Annotated in this window: 14 protein-coding genes; 4 read left to right on the top strand and 10 right to left on the bottom strand. The window is 64.2% G+C overall.

The annotated features are described in order from the left end of the window. Positions 1 to 92: 92 nt before the first annotated feature. Positions 93 to 827, top strand: coding sequence for a cytochrome b/b6 domain-containing protein (locus tag OMW55_RS02585; RefSeq protein WP_264880586.1), 735 nt, complete (start codon positions 93 to 95; stop codon positions 825 to 827). Next, entirely contained in the window at positions 824 to 1570 is a 747-nt protein-coding gene (locus OMW55_RS02580) for a molybdopterin-dependent oxidoreductase (RefSeq protein ID WP_264880584.1), read from the top strand. The genes OMW55_RS02585 and OMW55_RS02580 overlap by 4 nt, the downstream gene beginning before the upstream one ends. Before the next feature lie 111 nt (positions 1571 to 1681). Here the strand turns inward: OMW55_RS02580 and OMW55_RS02575 are convergent, their stop codons facing one another. The 4 genes from OMW55_RS02575 to OMW55_RS02560 form a co-directional block, all read right to left on the bottom strand. Next, entirely contained in the window at positions 1682 to 3025 is a 1344-nt protein-coding gene (locus OMW55_RS02575) for a dicarboxylate/amino acid:cation symporter (protein WP_407822077.1), read from the bottom strand. Between the two features lie 33 nt (positions 3026 to 3058). Further along, positions 3059 to 3271 (bottom strand): hypothetical protein, encoded by a 213-nt coding sequence (locus OMW55_RS02570; RefSeq protein WP_264880582.1) that lies wholly within the window; start codon positions 3269 to 3271, stop codon positions 3059 to 3061. 75 nt (positions 3272 to 3346) lie between these two features. After that, complete coding sequence (locus tag OMW55_RS02565) at positions 3347 to 3493, bottom strand: hypothetical protein (RefSeq protein WP_264880581.1); 147 nt, start codon at positions 3491 to 3493, stop codon at positions 3347 to 3349. Positions 3494 to 3510: 17 nt separating this feature from the next. Beyond that, complete coding sequence (locus tag OMW55_RS02560; RefSeq protein ID WP_264880579.1) at positions 3511 to 4125, bottom strand: biliverdin-producing heme oxygenase; 615 nt, start codon at positions 4123 to 4125, stop codon at positions 3511 to 3513. Between the two features lie 93 nt (positions 4126 to 4218). Here OMW55_RS02560 and OMW55_RS02555 point away from each other — a divergent pair, with 93 nt between their 5' ends. Next, on the top strand, positions 4219 to 4599 hold the full coding sequence (locus OMW55_RS02555; protein WP_264880577.1) for a response regulator: 381 nt from the start codon (positions 4219 to 4221) through the stop codon (positions 4597 to 4599). 81 nt (positions 4600 to 4680) lie between these two features. Here OMW55_RS02555 and OMW55_RS02550 read toward each other — a convergent pair whose 3' ends face one another. Beyond that, the gene (locus tag OMW55_RS02550; RefSeq protein ID WP_264880575.1) at positions 4681 to 5169 is read right to left on the bottom strand and encodes a hypothetical protein; all 489 of its coding nucleotides are present in this window, start codon (positions 5167 to 5169) and stop codon (positions 4681 to 4683) included. A gap of 159 nt (positions 5170 to 5328) precedes the next feature. Here OMW55_RS02550 and OMW55_RS13830 point away from each other — a divergent pair, with 159 nt between their 5' ends. Then, on the top strand, positions 5329 to 11964 hold the full coding sequence (locus OMW55_RS13830; RefSeq protein WP_319950649.1) for a M10 family metallopeptidase C-terminal domain-containing protein: 6636 nt from the start codon (positions 5329 to 5331) through the stop codon (positions 11962 to 11964). Between the two features lie 422 nt (positions 11965 to 12386). On the opposite strand, the gene OMW55_RS13825 is transcribed toward OMW55_RS13830, so the two are convergent. From OMW55_RS13825 to rfbD, 5 genes are all read right to left on the bottom strand, one after another. Beyond that, positions 12387 to 15206: a M10 family metallopeptidase C-terminal domain-containing protein gene (locus tag OMW55_RS13825; RefSeq protein ID WP_319950648.1), complete on the bottom strand. Its 2820-nt coding sequence runs from the start codon at positions 15204 to 15206 to the stop codon at positions 12387 to 12389. Between the two features lie 176 nt (positions 15207 to 15382). Then, positions 15383 to 16687 (bottom strand): capsule biosynthesis protein, encoded by a 1305-nt coding sequence (locus OMW55_RS02515; protein WP_264880574.1) that lies wholly within the window; start codon positions 16685 to 16687, stop codon positions 15383 to 15385. Next, positions 16573 to 17838 carry a capsular polysaccharide export protein, LipB/KpsS family gene (locus tag OMW55_RS02510; protein ID WP_264880572.1) on the bottom strand — a complete coding sequence of 422 codons (1266 nt, stop codon included), beginning with the start codon at positions 17836 to 17838 and terminating at the stop codon, positions 16573 to 16575. Before OMW55_RS02510 ends, OMW55_RS02515 begins: the two co-directional genes overlap by 115 nt. A gap of 452 nt (positions 17839 to 18290) precedes the next feature. Continuing rightward, positions 18291 to 19160, bottom strand: a complete 870-nt coding sequence (rfbA, locus tag OMW55_RS02505) for a glucose-1-phosphate thymidylyltransferase RfbA (protein ID WP_264880570.1) — start codon at positions 19158 to 19160, stop codon at positions 18291 to 18293. Positions 19161 to 19179: 19 nt separating this feature from the next. Then, entirely contained in the window at positions 19180 to 20067 is an 888-nt protein-coding gene (gene rfbD, locus OMW55_RS02500) for a dTDP-4-dehydrorhamnose reductase (RefSeq protein ID WP_264880568.1), read from the bottom strand. Position 20068 lies beyond the last annotated feature (1 nt).

Here is a 20068-nt window from a genome sequence, read left to right as displayed (position 1 = left end):
TACGACCGTTGGGCCGACTTGCCGGCAGCGGCCCCCGCCTTTGCCCTGTCGGGGCCTGACCGGACCTGTTACAGCGGCTGTGGCCCGGACAGATGAACGACCCTCATCCCATCGCGCCCGCGGACAAGCGAGTCGTCGTCCAGCGGCACCGGTTGTCGACGCGGCTGTGGCACTGGCTCAGCGCGCTCGCGGTGTTCGTGATGCTGATGAGCGGCATGATGATCTTCAACGCGCACCCGCGGCTCTATTGGGGCCAGTACGGCGCCAATTTCGACCCGGCTTGGCTGGAGCTCCCTCAATTTCCCGGCTGGGCGACCATCCCGTCTTCCTATGACCTGGCCGGCGCCAGGCGCTGGCACCTCGCCTTCGCCTGGGTGCTCGGCGCCAGCCTGGTCGCCTACCTGCTCTGGTCGCTGCTGAACGGCCACCTGCGCCGCGACATCGTGCCCCGCGGAGAGGAACTTCGGCCCCGGCACCTGTGGCAGGACCTCAAGGATCATGCGCGCCTTCGCTTTCCGACGGGCGCGGACGCCGTGCGCTACAATACACTGCAGAAGCTGAGCTACTTCGCCGTCATCCTGGTGCTGCTGCCGTTGCTGATCCTGTCCGGCCTGGCCATGTCACCCGCCATGGATGCGGCCTGGCCGTGGCTGCTCGACCTGTTCATGGGGCGGCAGTCCGCCCGGTCGGTGCACTTCATCTGCGCTGCGCTGATCGCCGGCTTTATCGTCGTCCATCTCACCGCCGTGCTGTTGTCCGGGCCAGTCAACGAGATCCGGTCCATGATCACTGGGCGCTTCCGCCTGCCGCGGGAGCGAGCGCGGTGATCGATCGGCGGCAACTTATCCTGGCTTCGGGCAGCGCCCTGCTGCTGAGCGGGTGCGATCGGCTGAACGGCAACCCCGCGTTCCGGCAGGTGCTTCGCTCCGCTGAGGGCCTGACGATGCGCGCGCAGCGGCTAGTCACCGACCGGACCGCCCTCGCGCGTGAATACAGCGAGGCCGACATGTCGCCGATCTTCCGGTCGAACGGCACCCGCCTGCCGGACACGCCGGATTACGCCCGGCACCTGGCGGAGCGCTTCACCAACTACCGGCTGCGAGTGGATGGACTGGTGACGAAGCCGTTGTCGCTGTCGCTGGAGCAGATCAGGGCGCTGCCCGTGCGGACCCAGGTCACGCGGCACGACTGCGTCGAGGGCTGGAGTGCGATCGGCAAATGGCATGGCGTGCCGCTCGGCCTGCTGCTGAAGGGCGCTGGGCTCAGCAGCCGGGCGCGGTTTGTCGTGTTCCACTGCATGGACCGGCTGGGCGGCCGTCCTTATTACGAGAGCATCGACCTGGTGGACGCCTTCCACCCGCAGACGATCCTCGCCTGGGGCATGAACAACCGGGCGCTAGAAGTCCCGCACGGAGCCCCGCTGCGCCTGCGGGTGGAACGGCAACTGGGCTACAAGCATGCCAAGTTCGTGGAGCGGATCGAGGCCGTGGAGAGCCTCGCCGGCATCCACGGCGGTCGCGGCGGCTATTGGGAGGATAGCGGCGACTACGAATGGTACGCCGGCATCTGAAGTGAAGTCGTCCGGCTCCCGCGGCGGCTGACCCTGCTGCACCAGCCGCGCCGGGTGTGCAGCTGCCGCATTCTGCTCAAGGCCCGACCGCCTCGGCGAAACTCTTCCGGATCAGTCGGCCTGCACCGCTCCGTCCGGCAGTTCGTCGACACTCGGCAGTTCGCCGGCGACCGCGGCGTCGAACCTGGCCTGGTCGAACGCGCCTTCCCACCGCGCCACCACGACCGTCGCGACCGCATTGCCGATGAAATTGGTCAGCGAACGGCATTCCGACATGAACCGATCCACCCCCAGGATCAGGGCCATGCCGGCGACGGGCACCGACGGCACGATCGACAAGGTGGCGGCAAGCGTGATGAACCCGGCGCCAGTCACTCCCGCCGCGCCCTTGGACGACAGCATCGCGACCGACAGCAGCAGGAGCTGCTCGCCGAACGAAAGCTGCACACCGGTCGCCTGGGCGATGAAGAGCGCCGCCAGCGTCATGTAGATGTTGGTGCCGTCCAGGTTGAACGAATAGCCAGTCGGCACGACCAGCCCGACGATCGACTTGGGGCAGCCGGCGCGCTCCAGCTTTTCGATCAGCGATGGTAAGGCGCTTTCGGACGATGACGTACCGAGCACCAGCAGCAGCTCGTCCTTGAGGTAACCGATCAGCCGGAAGATGGAGAAGCCGGCCAGCCTGGCCACGATCCCAAGCACGCCCAGCACGAACACCAGCGAGGTCAGGTAGAAGGTCGCCACAAGGCTGGCGAGGTTGGCCAGCGTGCCGATGCCGTAGGCGCCGATGGTGAACGCCATGGCTCCAAACGCGCCGATCGGGGCTGCCTTCATGACAATGGCGACCAGCTTGAAAACGATCGTTGACAGGTCCTCCAGCGCTCCCAGGATCCGGTCGCCCCGGCTTCCGATCAGGGCGAGCGAGATGCCGAACAGCACCGCCACCAGCAGTGTCTGCAGGATGTTGCCAGAGGTCAGCGCCGAAACGGCCGTGTCTGGAATCATGCCAAGCAGGAAGTCGGTCACCGTGCTGGCATGCGCTTTCGTGGCATAGTCGTTGACCTTGCCGGCATCCAGCGTTGCGGGATCGATGTTCAGCCCGGCGCCCGGCTGGACGAGGTTGGCGACCGCCAGGCCGATCAGCAGCGCCAGGGTGGAAAAAAACAGGAAGTAGGCGAAGGCCTTGCCCGCCACACGGCCGACCCGCGCCAGGTCGCGCATCCCGGCGATGCCGGTAACGATCGTCAAGAAGATGACCGGCGCGATGACCATCTTCACCAACTTGATGAACGCATCGCCGAGCGGCTTCATCGCCTCGGCGGTTTGCGGCGCCAGGTATCCGAGCAGCGCCCCGGCGAGTATGGCGGCGATCACCTGCGCGTAGAGGTGGCGGTACCAGGGCAGCGCGCGCGGCGGAGCGGCGGGTAGATGAGGATGCACAATATGTCCGGTCAAGCGACCACTCCCTCGCACCGATCCGCGCTCATGTCAGGCCGGATCATCGTAACGCGCCTTGGCGGCCGCTACCCGGGCGCGCGCAGCGGCCAGCGAATCGTCTTCGCCTAGGATCCGGAACGTCCCTTTGATCGTGAAGGAGCACCGGCCACGCACGGTCGCCAGCAGGGAACGCGTCAACGCCGCGCTTTCCTCGCGCCGCGCGGCCGGCACGACCGCCGCCACTTCCCGCTGCACCACCGCCATGATCGCACGCACCTTGTCGCGATAGCCGTCGCCCGGGTGGGTGTCGTCGGGCAGTCGGAATTCGTAGATCGCTGCTTACACGTGCCGATGAACCAGGGCGAACTCGAAGTAAGCGCCGATCGCCCGGCCCAGCCCGTCTTGCCCCGCCTCGCATCGTTCCAACTGCGCTTCCCAGTAGTCGAGCCACAGGTCGAGTGTCCGCCCATTGATGGCGACGACCAACGGATTGTAGCTGCCTGCTACTGATCAGGGTGGGCTGCCGAGTTGCGAAGCGCCGCAACGGCTGCAGCCTCGAACAGGGCAAAGAGCTCAAGGGCGCCCGCGAGGGCCGCATCGAACTCGACGTGCGAAAGCTTCGATGCCTCGAGCACCGACAGGAAGCTGGGCCAGAGGCCTCCACCGCGGCCGTGCCGCAGGTAACGGCTCGCCCGCCGGCACTGCTCGTCGGGGTTGGCGAGCAGCCGGCCGGCGAGGACCGACGCACCAAGCCGGGAGCCCTCCAGGACGTACAGCCAGCCGAGCGCCCGCGCGGGTTCCACGACCACGATGGGACCGTCCGGTGCGGCGCGCGGCAGACCGAGATCGTCGAGATCGGCCGCCAATGCTTCCCCACGTCGCCGGTCGTTCCAGTCGGGCAGAACACGCCCCACCCGCGACATCGTGAGGGAACGCTCCACGCCCGGGATCACGGCGTGGTGCGCGGCCAGGAAGTCACGATAATCTGCGGCATCGGCTAGGTCGAACGCTCCGAACGCCTGGTCCACCCGGTCGTGCGCCGCGCGGGTCGCCGATTTCAATGCGCCGCGGACGCCGCGGTCAGGCTCGTCCGCCGCGGCGATGGTCGTGGGCTGCATCGCTGGGCCTCTAGGTTGATGGCAGCGCCTGTGCAACAATTCGCACCGCCGGCGTGCAGCGAGCCGCTCGCCGGCGAGAAAAAGGGGCCGCCAGTGCGTGACATCGACCATTCCTGCCTGACCGGGCGACGGATTCTGATCGTCGAGGATGAGGCGCTGGTCGCCATGAACATCGAGGAGGCCCTCGCCGACGCGGGAGCAACGGTGCTCGGAATCGCGTCCACCGTGCGCGACGCGCTGTCGATGGTGGCAGAGCTTGCACCCGATGCCGTGACCCTGGACGGCAACCTTGACGGGGAACTGTCCGGCCCGGTCGCAAGATATTTGCAGGAGCTCGGCATTCGACACCTGGTGGTCACCGGCTACGTCGACCTTGCCCTGTCCGACCCTCATCTGGCCAGCGCCCCAAAGCTGGCGAAGCCGTTCACCGCAGCCCTTCTGCGACAAGCCGCCGAACTTCACCTCTGCGGCTGATCGCGCTCTCGTCCGGGCACGGTGCCATGCTTTGAAGGTTGGAGCGCCGGCCCCAAGCGCTCCGCCGGTGTCGGGGAGAAGCTATCTCCGCTCGCCGGTCGGTGCCGGGTTGGGTGCGGCAAGGTCGGGCTGTGCTGGGGGCGGAGCTCCGCCGGGCCGCGCCGCGGCGACTTCCGCATAGCTGCCGCAATACTTGCCCTTCGCGGTCCCCGCAGGAATGCCGCAATAGCTGTCCGGGCCCATCACCACGGCCCTGAGAGTCAGCACCTGTCCACCGCGCTTTTCAACCGTCAGCAGTCCGTCCGGTCCAACGCGCACGAACGCCGTCGACAGCGCTCGACGACCCTCCGCCGCAGCCGCTGCATCGACCTGTCGAGCAGGCAACGGATTGGCTGCGGCCGAGACCGGCTCCTGGCTGGGCGCCACCGCCGCGCCCGCCCGCTGCGACTTCTCCTGCGCGCTCGATGCAGGCGCTTGCGAGGGCGACGTAGGGCTCGTCATGGCATCATTCTGAGGCGCCGCGGTGCAGGCGGCAAGCGCCGCCGCGGCGGGTAGCAAAAGGCGAACCATGCGCTCCTCCGGGCTCAAGCATCGCCTTGTTAAGCCGAGGCTTTTCGCAAGTCACGACACACGGTGCATAAAAAAGTTAAGCATACGTAAAACTAATTGCATAGACCTGAATCGCTCGTCACAACCATGCCATCTGCGTACCAGTAGGGGCTTCGATACATGACCGATTCCGTCAGCGACTTTCACGCGCCTGCCAACAATGACGCGTCCCTCACCTGGGACCCGCTGAGCGAAATCGTTCATGTCGCGGTGGTGGAAGGCTGCAGCTGCCCATTCTGCCAGGGTGCTCATGATTCTGCGATCGAAGGGTCTCCGGCGAAAGGCGGGATCAACGACGCCAACCCGGAAAGCGGCGGCATCGGCAACGTGCTGACGCTCGGCACGAATTCGGACGGCAGTCACTATTTCACGGGGAATCGCAACATCGATGCGACCCTGATCGGCTCCAAGTGGGGCACGCTGAACCTCACTTACAGCTTCCCCACGTCGGGTTCGAATTACAACGGCACGGGCTATGATGCGAACGGCGTCAGCCTCCTCCACCTTGATCTCGGCACGCAGCAGCAGAACGCCGCCAAGGCCGCCTTTGCGCAGCTGTCTGCCGTAACGGGCCTGATTTTCACCCAGATCACCGAAACCGACACGGTGCACGCCAACATCCGCATCTCACAGACCGCGGATCAGGATGCTCCCTCGGCCTACGGCGGTTTCCCGTCGGACACCCGTGGGGTGGCGGGCGATATCTGGTTCGGCCGCACCAACCAGCCTTATTACGACCTCGCCGTGCAGGGCACGTGGGGCTTCGCCACCATGATGCACGAGATCGGCCACACGATGGGGCTGAAGCACGGGCACCAGGATTACACAAACAGCGACCTGTCCTCATACTTCGGGACCAGCCCGCGCGCCGGCACCCAGTCGCTCACTCCGGATCGAGACGGGCAAGCCTGGTCGCTGATGACCTACACGCCGGCACCGTTCACCAACAGCAACTTCGCCGGCGAGAAGATCAACCAGCCGCAGACCTACATGCAGTACGACCTCGCGGCGCTGCAGTACATGTATGGTGCGAACTACAACACCAACAACACCGATAGTGTGTACACCTTCAGCCAGACCACCGGCGAGATGTTCATCAACGGGGTGAGCCAGGGCACGCCGGCCGGCAACAAGATCTTTCTCACGATTTGGGATGGCGGCGGCAACGACACGATCGATGCCAGCAACTACGCCAACGGCGTCAGCGTCGACCTGCGACCGGGCGAGTTCTCGACGGTAGATCAGGCGCAGCTCGCCAACAGCTTGGCCTACCAGAACCTGACGTCGCTGGCGCCCGGCAACATCGCCATGTCGCTGCTTTACAACAACGACTCGCGCTCCCTCATCGAGAACGCCACCGGCGGTGCAGGCAATGACGTGTTCATCGGCAACACCGCCAACAACGTCCTTGATGGCCGCGGCGGCAGCGACACGGTTATCTTCACCAATCCGAGCGGCGTCAGCGTCACGCTGAACGACTCGGGCGCCGACGTGATCGTCAACCACGATGGTGAGACCGACACGCTGCGCAGCATCGAGAACATCGGCGGCACCGCCGGCGCCGACACGCTGACCGGGAACAGCGAGGACAACACGTTGACCGGCGGTTCGGGCGGCGCGGACACCCTGTCCGGTGGCGGCGGCAACGATCGGTTGATCGGTGGTGGCTTCACCACGACCACGACCTACTCGGCACCCTCAAAGGAAGACATCACCAAGGCGCAGTCGACCAACAATGGCTCGATTGCCACGGCGGTAAGCACTGCGGGCGCGTACGATGTCGATGCCAATCCGAACATCACCAACTCGACGAGCCTGCCGCATGCGACGATCAACGCAACCGCGACCGGTGGTGTGCTCGAATACTACCGCGTCGATGTAACCCAGGCCGGTGCGCAGGCGATCTTCGACATCGACGGAAACGGCACGCTGCTCGACAGCTTCATCGAACTGGTCAACAGCGCCGGCACGGTGCTCGCGTCGAACGACACGGGTGCCGGCGATGCCTCCCCGCCTGGCCATGACGACGCCTACCTCGTCTACACCTTCGCCGCCCCAGGGACCTATTACATCCGGGTCGGCCAATGGACCGGAGCCGCCACCGCGCAAGCGCTGACGGCGGGTCAGACCTACCAGCTCAACATCTCCTTGCAGGGCGCGGCGGACGTCACCACCACGGTCACCGCCAACAACACCAGCAGCCTGGTGGCGAACGGCGGCGACGGCGACGACCTCTTGCAGGGTACGATCTCCAACGACATCCTGACCGGCGGCGCCGGCAATGATACCGCTTCTTTCGTGAACGCCTTTACCGGTGGTTCTGCCACGGGCGTCACGGTCGACCTTAACGTGCAGGGCGCCGCTCAGAATACGGTTGCGGCCGGGTCGGACACGCTGACCGGCATCGAAAATCTGATCGGCTCGGCGCTGAACGACACGCTGACCGGCGACAGCAACGACAACGTCATCGAAGGCGGACTCGGCAACGACACCCTGGTCGGTGGAGCTGGCAACGATACCGCGTCCTATGCCGGCGCTGCAGCAGGCGTGACGGTCAGCCTGGCCGGCCAGGGGGCCGCCCAGAACACGGTCAACGCCGGTCTGGATACGCTCAGCGGGTTCGAGAACCTGCTCGGCTCGGCGTTCAACGACACGCTGACGGGCGACGCCGACGCCAACACCATCTCGGGCGGCGCGGGCGACGACATGCTCAACCCGGGGGCCAACGGCCCTGGCGCGGTGGACCTGCTCGATGGCGGTGCCGGCCGCGATACGGCGTCGTTCGCGGGCTTCACGGCCGCGGTCACCGCAACGCTCAACGGCGTTGCGGACGGGACTGCGAGCGTAGGTGGCGAAGCGATCGCGACCCTCCACAGCATCGAGAACCTGCAAGGTGGTGCCGGCAATGACACCCTGACCGGTGACGATGGCGCCAACGATATCGATGGCGGCCTCGGTGATGACACGCTCATCGGCGGCGGCGGCGTGGACACACTAGTGTTTCGCGGAACCACGGGAGTCACCGTGAATCTTGCGACTACAACGGCGCAGAACACGGGCCAGGGTAACGACACCATCAGCGGCTTCGAGAATGTCCGGACGGGCTCAGGCGCGGACACCGTCACGGGCGACGGCAACGACAACGTCCTCTTCGACGGTGGCGGCAACGACGTCTACAATGGCGCGGGCGGCTCCGACACGGTGGACTATTCCGCTGCCACCTCGACAGTGACCGTCAACCTTAACACCGTCGCCGCTCAGAACACCGGCAGCTACGGCGGCTCTGACACCATCACCAACGTCGAGAATGTGGTCGGCTCTGCTACCTTCGCCAACACGCTTACCGGCGGCAATGGCACGGTCAACCGACTAGTCGGCGGCGCGGCCGTCGACTTCCTGGTCGGCGGCGGCCTCGGCGACACGCTCGTTGGCGGCGGCGGCAATGACGTGATCTTCGGCGATTACGTCAACACGCTCAGCACCGCGGCCGGCATCGCCGACGGCGATGATGTGCTCGAGGGTGGCGCGGGCAGCGACAGCCTGGTCGGCGGTCTGGGCAACGACGTCCTGCGCGGCGGCGAAGGCGACGACATCCTGGTCGGCGGCATCGCCAACGGCACCGCCGCGGGCCTATCCACCGTATACACCAATGACGGCGGCATGGACGTGTTCGATGGCGGCGACGGGACCGACATCGCCTACGCCTATTACACCGACCAGACTGGCGGCATCGCCTTCGACCTGCGCAACGTCGCGGGCAACAGCGCCATCACCCAGGACGGCGCGGACTACGGCTCCTTCATCAGCATCGAACGGGTCATCTTCCGCGGCGGTTCGGGCAATGACGTGGTCCATGGCGGCGGCACGCTCGACACGTTGGTCGGCAATGCCGGCGACGACGTGCTCGACGGCTGGTACGGCAATGACACCCTATCGGGCGGCCTCGGCAACGACACGCTGATCGGCGGCGAGGGCCTCGACACGGCGACCTACGTCAACTCGACGGCGGGCGTCACGGTAGACCTCCGCATCCAGGGCGAGGGAAATGCGCAGAATACTGGCGGCGAAGGCACCGACACGCTGATCGGCATCGAGTATCTTACCGGTTCGAACTTCGGTGACACCCTGCGCGGCAACGACGACTTCAACCTGCTGATCGACAATGCCGTGTCAGGGCCCGCCGGCCAGTCAGACAGCCTGTTCGGCTACGGCGGTAACGACAGCATCCTGGTCACCCGCGGCACGACCAACGTCGCCACCAACGTCACCATGGACGGCGGCGACGGTGACGACCTCATCGAGCTGCGCGGCGGCACGTTGTCGACCGCCCTGGCCACCTACGTCGGCGGCCTGTCCACCGCCACTTATCTGGCGCCGGGTGCCACCTCCAACGACCGCAACCTCGATACGGTCACCGTCAGCGGCGGCGCCGGTAACGACCGGGTCATCCTGACCGGTGTTGCCAGTGCCACGATCGACGCGGGCTCGGGGAATGACCTCATCAGCATCAGCATGCGCGGGGCATCCACCGTCAACAACTACCGCATCACCCTTGGTGAGGGAGCCGACATCATCCAACTCGGCGTGGGCGCCACGGCGGCGGCCTCGACCGACGTTGCCACGACTGCTCGCACCAACGTTGTCACGGACTTCCAGGTCGGCAACTCGGGCGACCGGTTCGAGATGACGACCTTCCTGAACCTCGGCCTGACCGGCTACGCGCAGAACAGCAACGCGTTCGCCAGCGGCCACTTGCGCCTGGTCCAATCGGGCACGGACCTGCTGGTGCAGGTCGATCGTGACGGGTCGGCCGGGGTCAACGGCTTCGTGACCGTCTTTACGATCAGCAACGGCTACACCGGTGGCTTCACGGCCTTCAACTTCGATGGCTTCATCGGCAGCCTCAACCTGACCGGCTTCGACGGCGATGAGACCATCACGGGCGCCACCGCCAACGACGTGCTGAACGGCGGCGCCGGCAACGACGTGCTGGTAGGCCTGGCGGGCAACGACACGCTCGACGGCGGCAGCGGCAACGACTTGCTTCGTGGCGGCACCGGCGACGACACGCTGATCGGCGGCGAGGGTATCGACACCGCCAGCTACAGCGATGCCGCGAACGGCGTGACCGTGGATCTGAGCCTGACTGGGCCGCAGGCCACGGGCGCGGGCTCCGATACGCTCAGTCAGCTTGAGAACCTGACCGGCTCGGCCTTCAACGACACGCTCAAGGGTGACGCGGGCGCCAACGTGATTGATGGCGGCGCCGGTGACGACCTGCTGGACGGCGGTGCCGGGGCCGACACCTTGGTGGGTGGGACGGGCGACGATCGCTATGTGGTCGACGACGCCGGCGACCAGGTTACCGAGCTTGCGGACGCTGGCCGCGACACGGTGACCAGCTCCATCAGCTACGCGCTAGGCACGAACGTCGAAGACCTCGAACTGACCGGAGCCGCCCTAAACGGCACAGGCAACGAGCTTGCCAACCGGATTACCGGCAACGGCAATGCGAACGTCCTCGACGGCGGTGCTGGTGCCGACACTCTGATCGGCGGCGCCGGCGACGACCGCTATGTGGTCGACAATGCCGGCGACGTGGTGACCGAGCTTGCCGGCGAGGGCATCGACATGGTCCAGAGCTCGATCAGCTACACGCTAACCGCGGCAGTCGAGAACCTCCAATTGACCGGAACGGCGGACCTCAGCGGCACGGGTAACGATCTCGCCAATAGCTTGATCGGGAATTCGGGCGCCAACGTCCTCGACGGCGGCGCGGGTGCGGACACGATGGCTGGTGGCGGCGGCAACGACCGCTACTTCGTCGACAATGCTGGCGATCTGGTGACCGAGGCTGCCAACGGCGGCCTCGACACCGTCGTGAGCTCCGTCAGCTACACCTTGAGTGCCGAGGTCGAGAACCTGGAACTGACCGGCGCGGCCAACCTCAACGGGACGGGTAACGGCCTCGCCAACAGCCTGATCGGCAACGCCGGAGCCAACATTCTTGACGGCGGCGTGGGTGCCGACACCATGGCTGGCGGGCTCGGCAACGATCGCTACATCGTCGACGATGCCGGCGACGTGGTGACGGAAGGTCTGAACGCCGGACGCGACACGGTGGTGAGCTCGGTGAACTACAGCCTCGGCACCAACATCGAGGACCTGGTCCTCACCGGCGGCGCGCTGACGGGCAACGGCAACGAGCTCGCCAACCGCATCGAAGGCAACGGCCTGTCGAACACGCTTCATGGTGGCGCCGGCAACGACGTCATCATCGGCGGCAACGGGTTCGACAAGCTGTACGGCGACGGGGGCAACGACACCTTCGTCTTCGGTGCCGGCACCCCGACGTCGGGCGCCAAGGGCGGCCTCGCGGTGGACGTCGTGTTCGACTTCGAGCAGATCGGCAACGACAGCCTGGACTTCGGCACCGCCAAGGTTCTCAGCTGGGAGACCTTCGGCAACATCAACTCCGCCGAGAAGGCTCTGGGCATCGACCTCGATGGCAGCACTAAGCTCGACACCAAGACCTTCACCACGGTTGTATATGGTGACTCCAATGGTGACGGCGTGGCGGATTTCGCAGTGGCGCTGCTCGGCACCAAGACGGTCACCAAAGCCGACTTCGTGACGGCAACCACAGCAACTGCGCCCGCGACCTCCACGACCATGGTCGCCGACGTCGGCTATCACGATGTGTCGTCCCTCAGCCTGGTCGGCGCGGGCTCGATCAACACCGTGCAATACCTCTAACGGCGAGCGCCGCTTGCGTTGGGTTCAACCCACACGCAAGCGGCGCCCGGTCCTAACCGCGGAAAAAAGGTGGCTGCGAGCGCATCACTGCGGGGCTAGTCGTCAGACCGCGATTGCTGAGACGTCCGTGTCGCGCTTGAGCGGATGGAGAGCAAACGGCCGACTTACCACCGCATACTGGAGCGGCGAACCGCTCGCGAGTCCTCTCGAACACCAGCCTACAGAATGTACGCACGACGCGCGCGCCGATTGGAAGGACAGATTACTTCGCTCTGGTTGATCGACGCAGGTCAGACGCGGAAGGCCGCTACCCCAGCAGTGGCCGGAGTAGGTGCCCATCGTCGATCTGCAAATATAAGGGTTCCACCTTCCTGTCAGAACCTTGGATCGCTGACCCTGCCGAACGGGCAATCTCCAACAGGTCAGACGAGCCAAGCACCCTGGCTGTACCCTACGTACACACCGGCGAAACCGAAACCCACGATGTCATTCATGCCATCATTATTGATGTCAGCAACTTCTCGATGATAGGTGGCGTCACTGGTCCAGCCCTGACTTGCAACGAACCCTTCAACATCGAAGGTGGGTGCTGAGAAGGACGCATTGCCTTGTCCGTAGGCAACATAGGTACCGGCAACACCAAACCCCACGATGTCTGCATGACCGTCCCTATTTACGTCGGCTACATCGCGAGCAAAGCCGTTCTGGCTTGCCCAGCCCTGGTCCCTGCCGAAATTGTTCACTGCCAACTGAGGCGGGAGAAAGGTGCCGTTGCCGTTGGAGAGCGCAACGAAGGTGCCAGCATAGCCGAAACCGATGATGTCATCGGCGCCGTCACCATTCACGTCAGCGACCGTCCGGTGCAGAGCATTATTACTGGTCCAGCCCTGCTCGACGCCGAAGTTGGCAAGAGCGAGCGTCGGATTTTGGAAGGTGCCATCGCCATTGCCTATTGAGACCAAGGTGCCAGCGCGGCCAAAGCCGATGACATCGGCCTTTCCATCGCCGTTCACGTCCCCCACCATCCGCGCGAAGCCCTCCTGCGTCGCCCACCCCTGGGTAGTACCGAAGTCCGTAAGCCCCAGCATGGGGTTGGCGAAGGAGCCGTCCGCCTTAGCAAGCGAGACGTATGTGCCTGCGAGGCCAAAGCCGACTATGTCGCTGCGGCCATCGCCATTGACGTCGGCTAGTTCGCGATGAAATTGGTTATCGCTTGCCCAACCCGTCGTTTGTCCGAAGGTAGACCCGACTAGGACAGCAGCGGTGAAGCTGCCGCTGGCCGAGCCGAAGGACGCCCAGACGCCCGCCTGACCAAACCCCACGATGTCATTGGAGCCGTCGCCGTTCACGTCCGCAATGTGCCGAGGGTATAGATCCTGACTAGCCCAGCCACCCGCACCAACGGCGAAGTTGCTCAACAGAACGCTGCCCGGGCTGGCGAACTGGTTGAATATCACCAACTCGACGCCGCCATTTGCGGCCGCACTCGCAACGAACTTGCTGCTGTGTTCATAGCCAAATGAGAGACTACCGCCAGAGTAGGCCAGCGTAGATCCCGTGATGCTGAACGTGAAGTTCGCGATTGTAGCATCCGTAAAGACAATCCGATCACCGAATTTGAAGTCTGCAACACGATCACCGTTCAGGCCCGTTTTCGTGTCCATGAACGTGTCGTTGCCAGAGCCACCTTCAAGCCAGTCCTTACCAGCGCCGCCGATGAGGATGTCATCGCCATCGAGCCCTTTGAGGATGTTGTCGCCTGAGTTGCCGATCAGCGTTTGGCCAAGGCCATTCCCGGTCAGGATCAGGCTAGTCGTTGACGACGGTTCGAGCGCACGAAGCAACTCGACATCCGCCAGTGACGGTAGGGCGTAGCTGACACTAGCACGGACCTCGTCACGGCCTCCGGCCGGCAACTCGATAACTACATCGGACGCATTGTCCACGATGAAGATGTCGTCGCCGGCGCCGCCGGACATGGTGTCTGCTCCTGGACCGCCATTCAGCAGATTGGCGACCGAGTTGCCGATCAGCGTATCGTCGCCACCTCCGCCTATAGCGTTTTCGATCACCGTCCCCCGCGCGATCGAAACATTGCCGACATTGGCACCTACACTCGAGAAGCTTTCGGCGTTCAGATTGATGACCTGAGCGCTGGAGAAACCTGAGAAGTCGAGCGTATCCGTGCCATCATTGTCGAAGATCGTGTACGCCGCCTGGGGGTAACGATCTGAATAGAATATTTCACGTCCTGCGTTGCTGTTGAAGCCGTAAGTTGTGTTACCCGTTCTAACGTTGGTTGATAAGCCGTAGATGCTGGCAATTGCCAAGATATCGGCGCCCATTGGCGATCCGACATAGTTCTGCGTAAAGCCGAGGTCGTTGAAGTAGTCGTTCTCGGCCTGTCCAAAATATGACATAACGCTGTTTGCCCAGCTGTCATTTGGATAAAGGGCATCGTCTGGATAAGTTGCTTCTATGTTATAGTCGCCGGCATGTCCCAGTCCTAGTGCATGACCGATCTCGTGCAGGTATGTTTGGAATGAGTAGCTATTGAGGCCCGTTCCATTTTCGATCAGCCACTGAGTCGAAACGTTCACCCGCGATGTTGTTATGATGCCATCAGCGGGTTCTGAAGTGGTGAAAGCACCATCTCCGTTCTCGCTGAAGATGATCTGACCGGCTGTCACTACCTCCACGAATTGCAGGCCGCTTACGTCTGACCACATGCCCAGCGCTGCTCTGGCCAGAGCTTGCCCGTTCGGGTTCAGTGCCGTGAGGTTCACGGTCAGACTTGCTTCAGCAGTCAGGCCGAAGTGATGTCCATTTCCGCCCCAGTAACCAGTAACCAGCTCGCTCGCGATCTGATCGAGCGTCCATAACGGTGGAGGGACGTAGCGGCTCACCGAGAGCTCGTACGTACCACTTGTCTGGTTGGCGTATGATCCAACGTCTATGAAGTATGTGCCGGTGATAGTAGGCGTGAATACGAGACGCGAGTTCAGTCCCGTGCCACCGTCGTCGTTCGCCTTGATCGCCGTTCCCGACGAATCAACGAGACGTAGATATGGGTCGGCGAGCGGGGCGCCGCCCGCGCCATTCAGCGTGATAACGACCGCGTCGCCGGCGGTCAGTTGAATTCGAAACCAGTCGTGATCTGCAGGACTTTCAAGGACGTCGGACAATGTCCCTCCGACGTTGATTCTCGCAGTTGTGCTTGTGCTCGCGGGAATGTCGACCATTTGGAAACCTCATCAACGCAGGTCAGGCAAACCAGACCGATTTTGCGGTGATCATGTCGACCCCGTATGGTTAAGGATAGGTCAAGAGGATGACCGGCTAACGTCGGATCAGCGATCGAAATTAAGTAAGTCTCGAAGCTTGCACGCAGGGCTACACTCGGTCCCGCACCTAACTGTCAGGCGTTGAGACGATCGATCAAGGAGTGAACCAGGATATCGACTGCGGACTCGCTGGCCAGACCACCACGCACCAGGCAGCGATCGACTAGAACGCGCCGAAACGCATCATAAAGCCCCGGCTCGGGAGGCTGCGGCGACTTCCAGAAGCTGTCGACATGGCCTTGGTGCGTAAGTCCGCCGATGTCGTAGATTGCCTCGCCGATGGTGCAGACCGGCCGTTCCTGAGCCAACGCCAGGGTCGCGGATGTGCTGTTCACGCAGACCAGCCCCTCGGCGTCCCGAGTGATCGCCTCCAGATCGCCCCCGTCGATAAGGTGCAGGCGGCCGGCCACGTCACAGCGCTCGGCCAAGGTCTCAACGAACTGCGTCCAGTTGAAAAAGCTGCAATCAAGCGGATGGCACTTCAGGAGCAGGTGGCGATCAGCAGGAGCGTTCCTGGCGAAGCTCTCGATCACGTAGGACGCCGCGCTTTGCATGTCGCGGAACGGACTGTGCGCACGGATTTGGTAGTCGCCCGACAGCTGCAGTGGAAAGACGAAGAACGGCTCGCCCTTGATCTCCGCCAGCACCTCCTCCGCCTGTGCGGCCGCTCGCTTCTGATTGGCGAACTTCCAGAGCCAACCCAGGCCCTCCATCACGATGGAGCCCGGCCGATGAGAACGGTAGTGCGGGTACCGCCACCGGCCGGTGATAATGTGATGGTAATACCAATAGGAATCCCGGGCGCGGCGGCGAAAATCCGATGTGATCGGGTTGAAGTCAGGCTCCGGCTCGAGCCGCTCCGCTTCGCGCCGGAACCAGCCCTTGCTGCGGCTCAGCGATGAGCGCGCATTCACTCCGTCTGGCTCCAGCGTCATCCAGTGCGGTCGAATATACCCTTCTTCCAGCACATGGGTCCGAACGTTCCTGAGTGCCGCGATGCGATGGGCGGTGAGATGGTAAGGGCGGCAATCCCCGTAGAGCAGGATGTCTGTGATGCCCTTGTCGCGAAGGACCCGGTCTACGAATACCGCCCAGCCGGAGAACCTGCCGCGGTAGTCGATCGCCCCGTTTGGCCAATCCAGACGGTCACCGCCGCTAAGATTGATGCGGTGAACGGCATGGCCACGCTTTTCGAGTGCCTGCCCAAGCCGCTTGAACAGGGGACCTGGCGGTCCTTGAAGAAGTAGGTACGCCCGGCGTTCGCTCACCGCCGCCTGGACAGCAGGGACGTCGCGGCCTTCTTGAAACGGCCTTGCAGGCGCCGCAACGAAATCAGCGGGCTCCGACCGCTCATCTGCCCGGGCTCGGACAGCCTCCATATGACCACTTCCGCTGAGCACGGTAGACCAGTAACCGGATCGACGTAGCGAGGATAGAGTAACAAGGCGGCAGCCACGAGTTCGGGCAATGTCCGCTTGGCAGTGCGTCGTTCCGGCACCACTCCGCGATCGGTAGTCAGTCCCCAGCCGGCATAGAAGGGCACGCCGTACGTAGTAACGGCCTTGTCGCGCAGCAAAGCCTCGAACCCGGCCAGCGAGCTGTTGACGTGGACTTCGTCGACCATGGCGATGAGCGACGTGATACTCTGGTCCCGCACGATCTCGTCAGCCAAGGTTCGAGCGACATCATCAGGGATGGCACCCTTGCGGTGGCCCGCCTCGACGTCCGGATGCGGCTTGTAGATCAGATAGGAATTGGGCGCCGCATCTCGTACCTGACGCAACATCGCCAGGTTCGCGAGCGGTTCGCCTGGAGTGGAGAGGACTGCGCGATCGTCCTCGACTTGCCCCGGAACAAGGATGTGGCGCCGCGCACCCCGGCGCTCCATCGCTATTTGGCCGACATCATACTTGCTGAGGCCTCTAGCGACGATCTCGCGGCGGACGGCTTCCGCCCGCTCGAGCAATGGAGGGGCGAACTCGGATTCCTGCAGCAGCCGCTCCAGTTCGCTTTCAGTCCGCGCATCGAAATGAGCGCCCAAGCGATCCACCACAATGGAGAGCGGAGGAACGCAGTTCGCCCCGAGGCCCGCCGAGCGGATGAAGCCATCCTCCACGTCGACCAGGCTGACGCCTCGTCGATCCAGCGCCCCGATCGTCTCGGGAGCCGTTCGGGCCACCCAGATAGCCGCCGTGGACCCTGGCGGAAGGCGTTCCGCCGGCGGGTCGAACGCCACCGCTGCCGAGCCGCCCCACAGCAGGGCCTCGGTGGTCTTACGCTTCCACGGGGCAAACCCGAATGCGCCCGCCAAGTCACGGTTGCTGTCGATCAGGCGGCGCCACGAAGCGCACAGGGCGGCGATGGCCGGCGCGCCGACGGGCGCTCCGGAGAACGGATCGATGAATTGACGGTCGTCGAGCAGGCGCTCGCGCAGGAGCTCGCGCACCTCCGCGGCTCTAAGCAGTCGCGGAGCAGCCAAGCTGCCGTCATCGCCCTGCATGCCGACGGGCACTCCAAGGATACCGGCCACCAGCACCAGCTCGTCAGCAGGGCTGCAGAAGACAGCGTCCGCTGCTGAGAGCAGGTGCCACGGATCGCAATCTCCGGTGACCCAAGCGCATCGCGCCGTCCTGGAGGCGATGCCTTCGGCCCGGTCCGCCCAGCAGAGAAGCTGACCGCCGACGCGTTCGGCGAGCGACGTCAAGGCGTCGCTGACTTGCAGTCTCACCAACGTATAAGGGCTAGCGGGCAACCGAGGCTGAGCCGCCCAATAGGTGCCCCCCACCCTGTCGATCCTGAACTGCATGGCGAGTTCGTCAAGCTCTTCGTCGGACGCGCTCCCTGCGATCCCGGGCCGGAACAAGGGGCTGACCGTCGCTCCCGGGAAGGGCGGCATCCTCAGGAAGCATGAGGCGGCGGTCGCGGTAGGCATGGAGAACCACCGGCTCATTCTCAAAGGCCTGAAATGGCGACAGCCACGCCTCAGCTCAGTTCCGGCAAGCGACGCAGGTAGGTTCCGTAATCGCTCTTGCCGAGGCGCTCCGCAGCCCGTTGCAGACCAGCATCGTCGATGAAGCCCTGCCGCCAGGCAATCTCCTCGGGGCAAGCGATCTTCATGCCCTGCCGGCGTTCCAGGGTGGAGACGAACTCGCTCGCTTCCATCAGGCTGTCGGGGGTACCGGTATCGAGCCAGGCAAAGCCGCGCCCCAGGGTCTCGACGCTCAGCTGCTGCCGCTCGAGGTACGCGCGATTAACCTCCGTAATCTCCAGCTCACCCCGTGCGGACGGCTTGATGTCTGCGGCGATGTCGACGACCTGCTCGTCGTAGAAGTAGAGGCCGGTGACGGCCCATTTCGACTTCGGGACGACCGGCTTCTCCTCAATGCTGAGCGCACGCATGCTGCTGTCGAATTCGACTACGCCATAGCGTTCCGGATCAGCCACTTGATAGGCGAACACCGTTGCCCCCTTCGGACCGGCGCGAGCCGAGGTCAGCAGGTCCCAGAGGCCGTGGCCGTAGAAGATGTTGTCGCCCAGGATAAGGCAGGACGGGTTCCCGCCGACGAAATCTGCGCCGATCGTGAACGCCTGCGCCAGACCCCTGGGCTCGGGCTGCACGGCATAGCTCAACTCCATGCCCCACTGCGACCCGTCTCCGAGCAGATGCTGGAACGAGGCCGCGTCCTGCGGCGTGGTGATGATCAGCACCTCGCGGATCTCGGCCAGCATCAGCGTGGTCAGCGGGTAGTAGATCATCGGCTTGTCATAAACCGGCATCAACTGCTTGGAGACGGCGAGAGTCATCGGGAAAAGTCGCGAACCGGTTCCGCCCGCGAGAATGATTCCCTTCATTGCTCCAGTACCTTCTTGATCAATTCGACTGCACAAGCCGTCTTACGACTTCCGATACTGACTGATGCCAGTCAGGCAAGGTCACCCCATAGGCCGTGCTCAAGCGTTGGCAGTTCAGGCGAGAGTTGCTGGGGCGTCGAGCGGGAGTGGGATAATCGGCGGTGGGGATGCGATGGACGCGGGCCGATGGTCCTCCAAGCGCTGCGGAAGCTGCGAAGACATGGTCGGCCAGTTCGGCCCAGCTCGCTTCGCCGCTTCCCGTCATATGGAAGATCCCTCGCAGCTGCGGCGACTTCGACCTTGTCAGTTGCTCGGCGATGGCCAGGACGGCGCGGGCGATGTCCAGCGCACTGGTCGGGTTGCCGTACTGGTCGGCCACCACTGACACCTGGTCCCGGCTCTCAGCCACCTTCAGCATGGTTCTCACGAAATTGGCGCCGAACGGACTGTACACCCACGCGGTGCGGAGAATTGCGACGTCGTGGTGCGCGGCACGGACAAGCTCCTCGCCTTCCAGTTTGGATCGCCCGTAGACGCCGGTTGGACCGACCGGGTCCTCCTCGACGTAGGGCTCCAGCTTGCGGCCGTCGAACACATAGTCCGTCGAGAGGTGGACGAGGGGCACGCCGAGGGCCGCGGCAGCAGCGGCGACGCTCCCCGCACCACGCGCATTCACCGCGAAGGCCAGGTCCGGTTCCGCCTCCGCCCGGTCAACCGCGGTGTAGGCGGCCGCGGACACGATCACGTCGGGGCGCGCCCGCTCCAGTGCCAGTGCGATCGCCAAGCGCTCGCCGCCAAGCTCCAGTTCAGGCCGTCCAATGGCGACCAACTCGTGGCCGACTTCCGGGGCAAGTTCAGCAAGCGACGCAGCAACCTGGCCCTTGGCTCCCGTAACCACCACGCGCATG

The sequence above is a fragment of the Sphingomonas arvum genome (genome assembly GCF_026013565.1).
GTDB classification, from domain to species: domain Bacteria; phylum Pseudomonadota; class Alphaproteobacteria; order Sphingomonadales; family Sphingomonadaceae; genus Sphingomicrobium; species Sphingomicrobium arvum.
Note: the sequence above shows the minus strand (reverse complement) of the source record. Positions and strands in the feature narration are given on the sequence as shown.

Excerpts from the sequence above, each read along its gene's own strand:
- OMW55_RS02560 (WP_264880579.1), bottom strand. The coding sequence starts at position 4,125 with ATGCAGCCCACGACCATCGCCGCGGCGGACGAGCCTGACCGCGGCGTC.
- OMW55_RS02570 (WP_264880582.1), bottom strand. The coding sequence starts at position 3,271 with ATGGCGGTGGTGCAGCGGGAAGTGGCGGCGGTCGTGCCGGCCGCGCGG.
- rfbD (WP_264880568.1), bottom strand. The coding sequence starts at position 20,067 with ATGCGCGTGGTGGTTACGGGAGCCAAGGGCCAGGTTGCTGCGTCGCTT.
- rfbA (WP_264880570.1), bottom strand. The coding sequence starts at position 19,160 with ATGAAGGGAATCATTCTCGCGGGCGGAACCGGTTCGCGACTTTTCCCG.
- OMW55_RS13830 (WP_319950649.1), top strand. The coding sequence starts at position 5,329 with ATGACCGATTCCGTCAGCGACTTTCACGCGCCTGCCAACAATGACGCG.
- OMW55_RS02515 (WP_264880574.1), bottom strand. The coding sequence starts at position 16,687 with ATGGAGGCTGTCCGAGCCCGGGCAGATGAGCGGTCGGAGCCCGCTGAT.
- OMW55_RS02550 (WP_264880575.1), bottom strand. The coding sequence starts at position 5,169 with ATGGTTCGCCTTTTGCTACCCGCCGCGGCGGCGCTTGCCGCCTGCACC.
- OMW55_RS02585 (WP_264880586.1), top strand. The coding sequence starts at position 93 with ATGAACGACCCTCATCCCATCGCGCCCGCGGACAAGCGAGTCGTCGTC.
- OMW55_RS13825 (WP_319950648.1), bottom strand. The coding sequence starts at position 15,206 with ATGGTCGACATTCCCGCGAGCACAAGCACAACTGCGAGAATCAACGTC.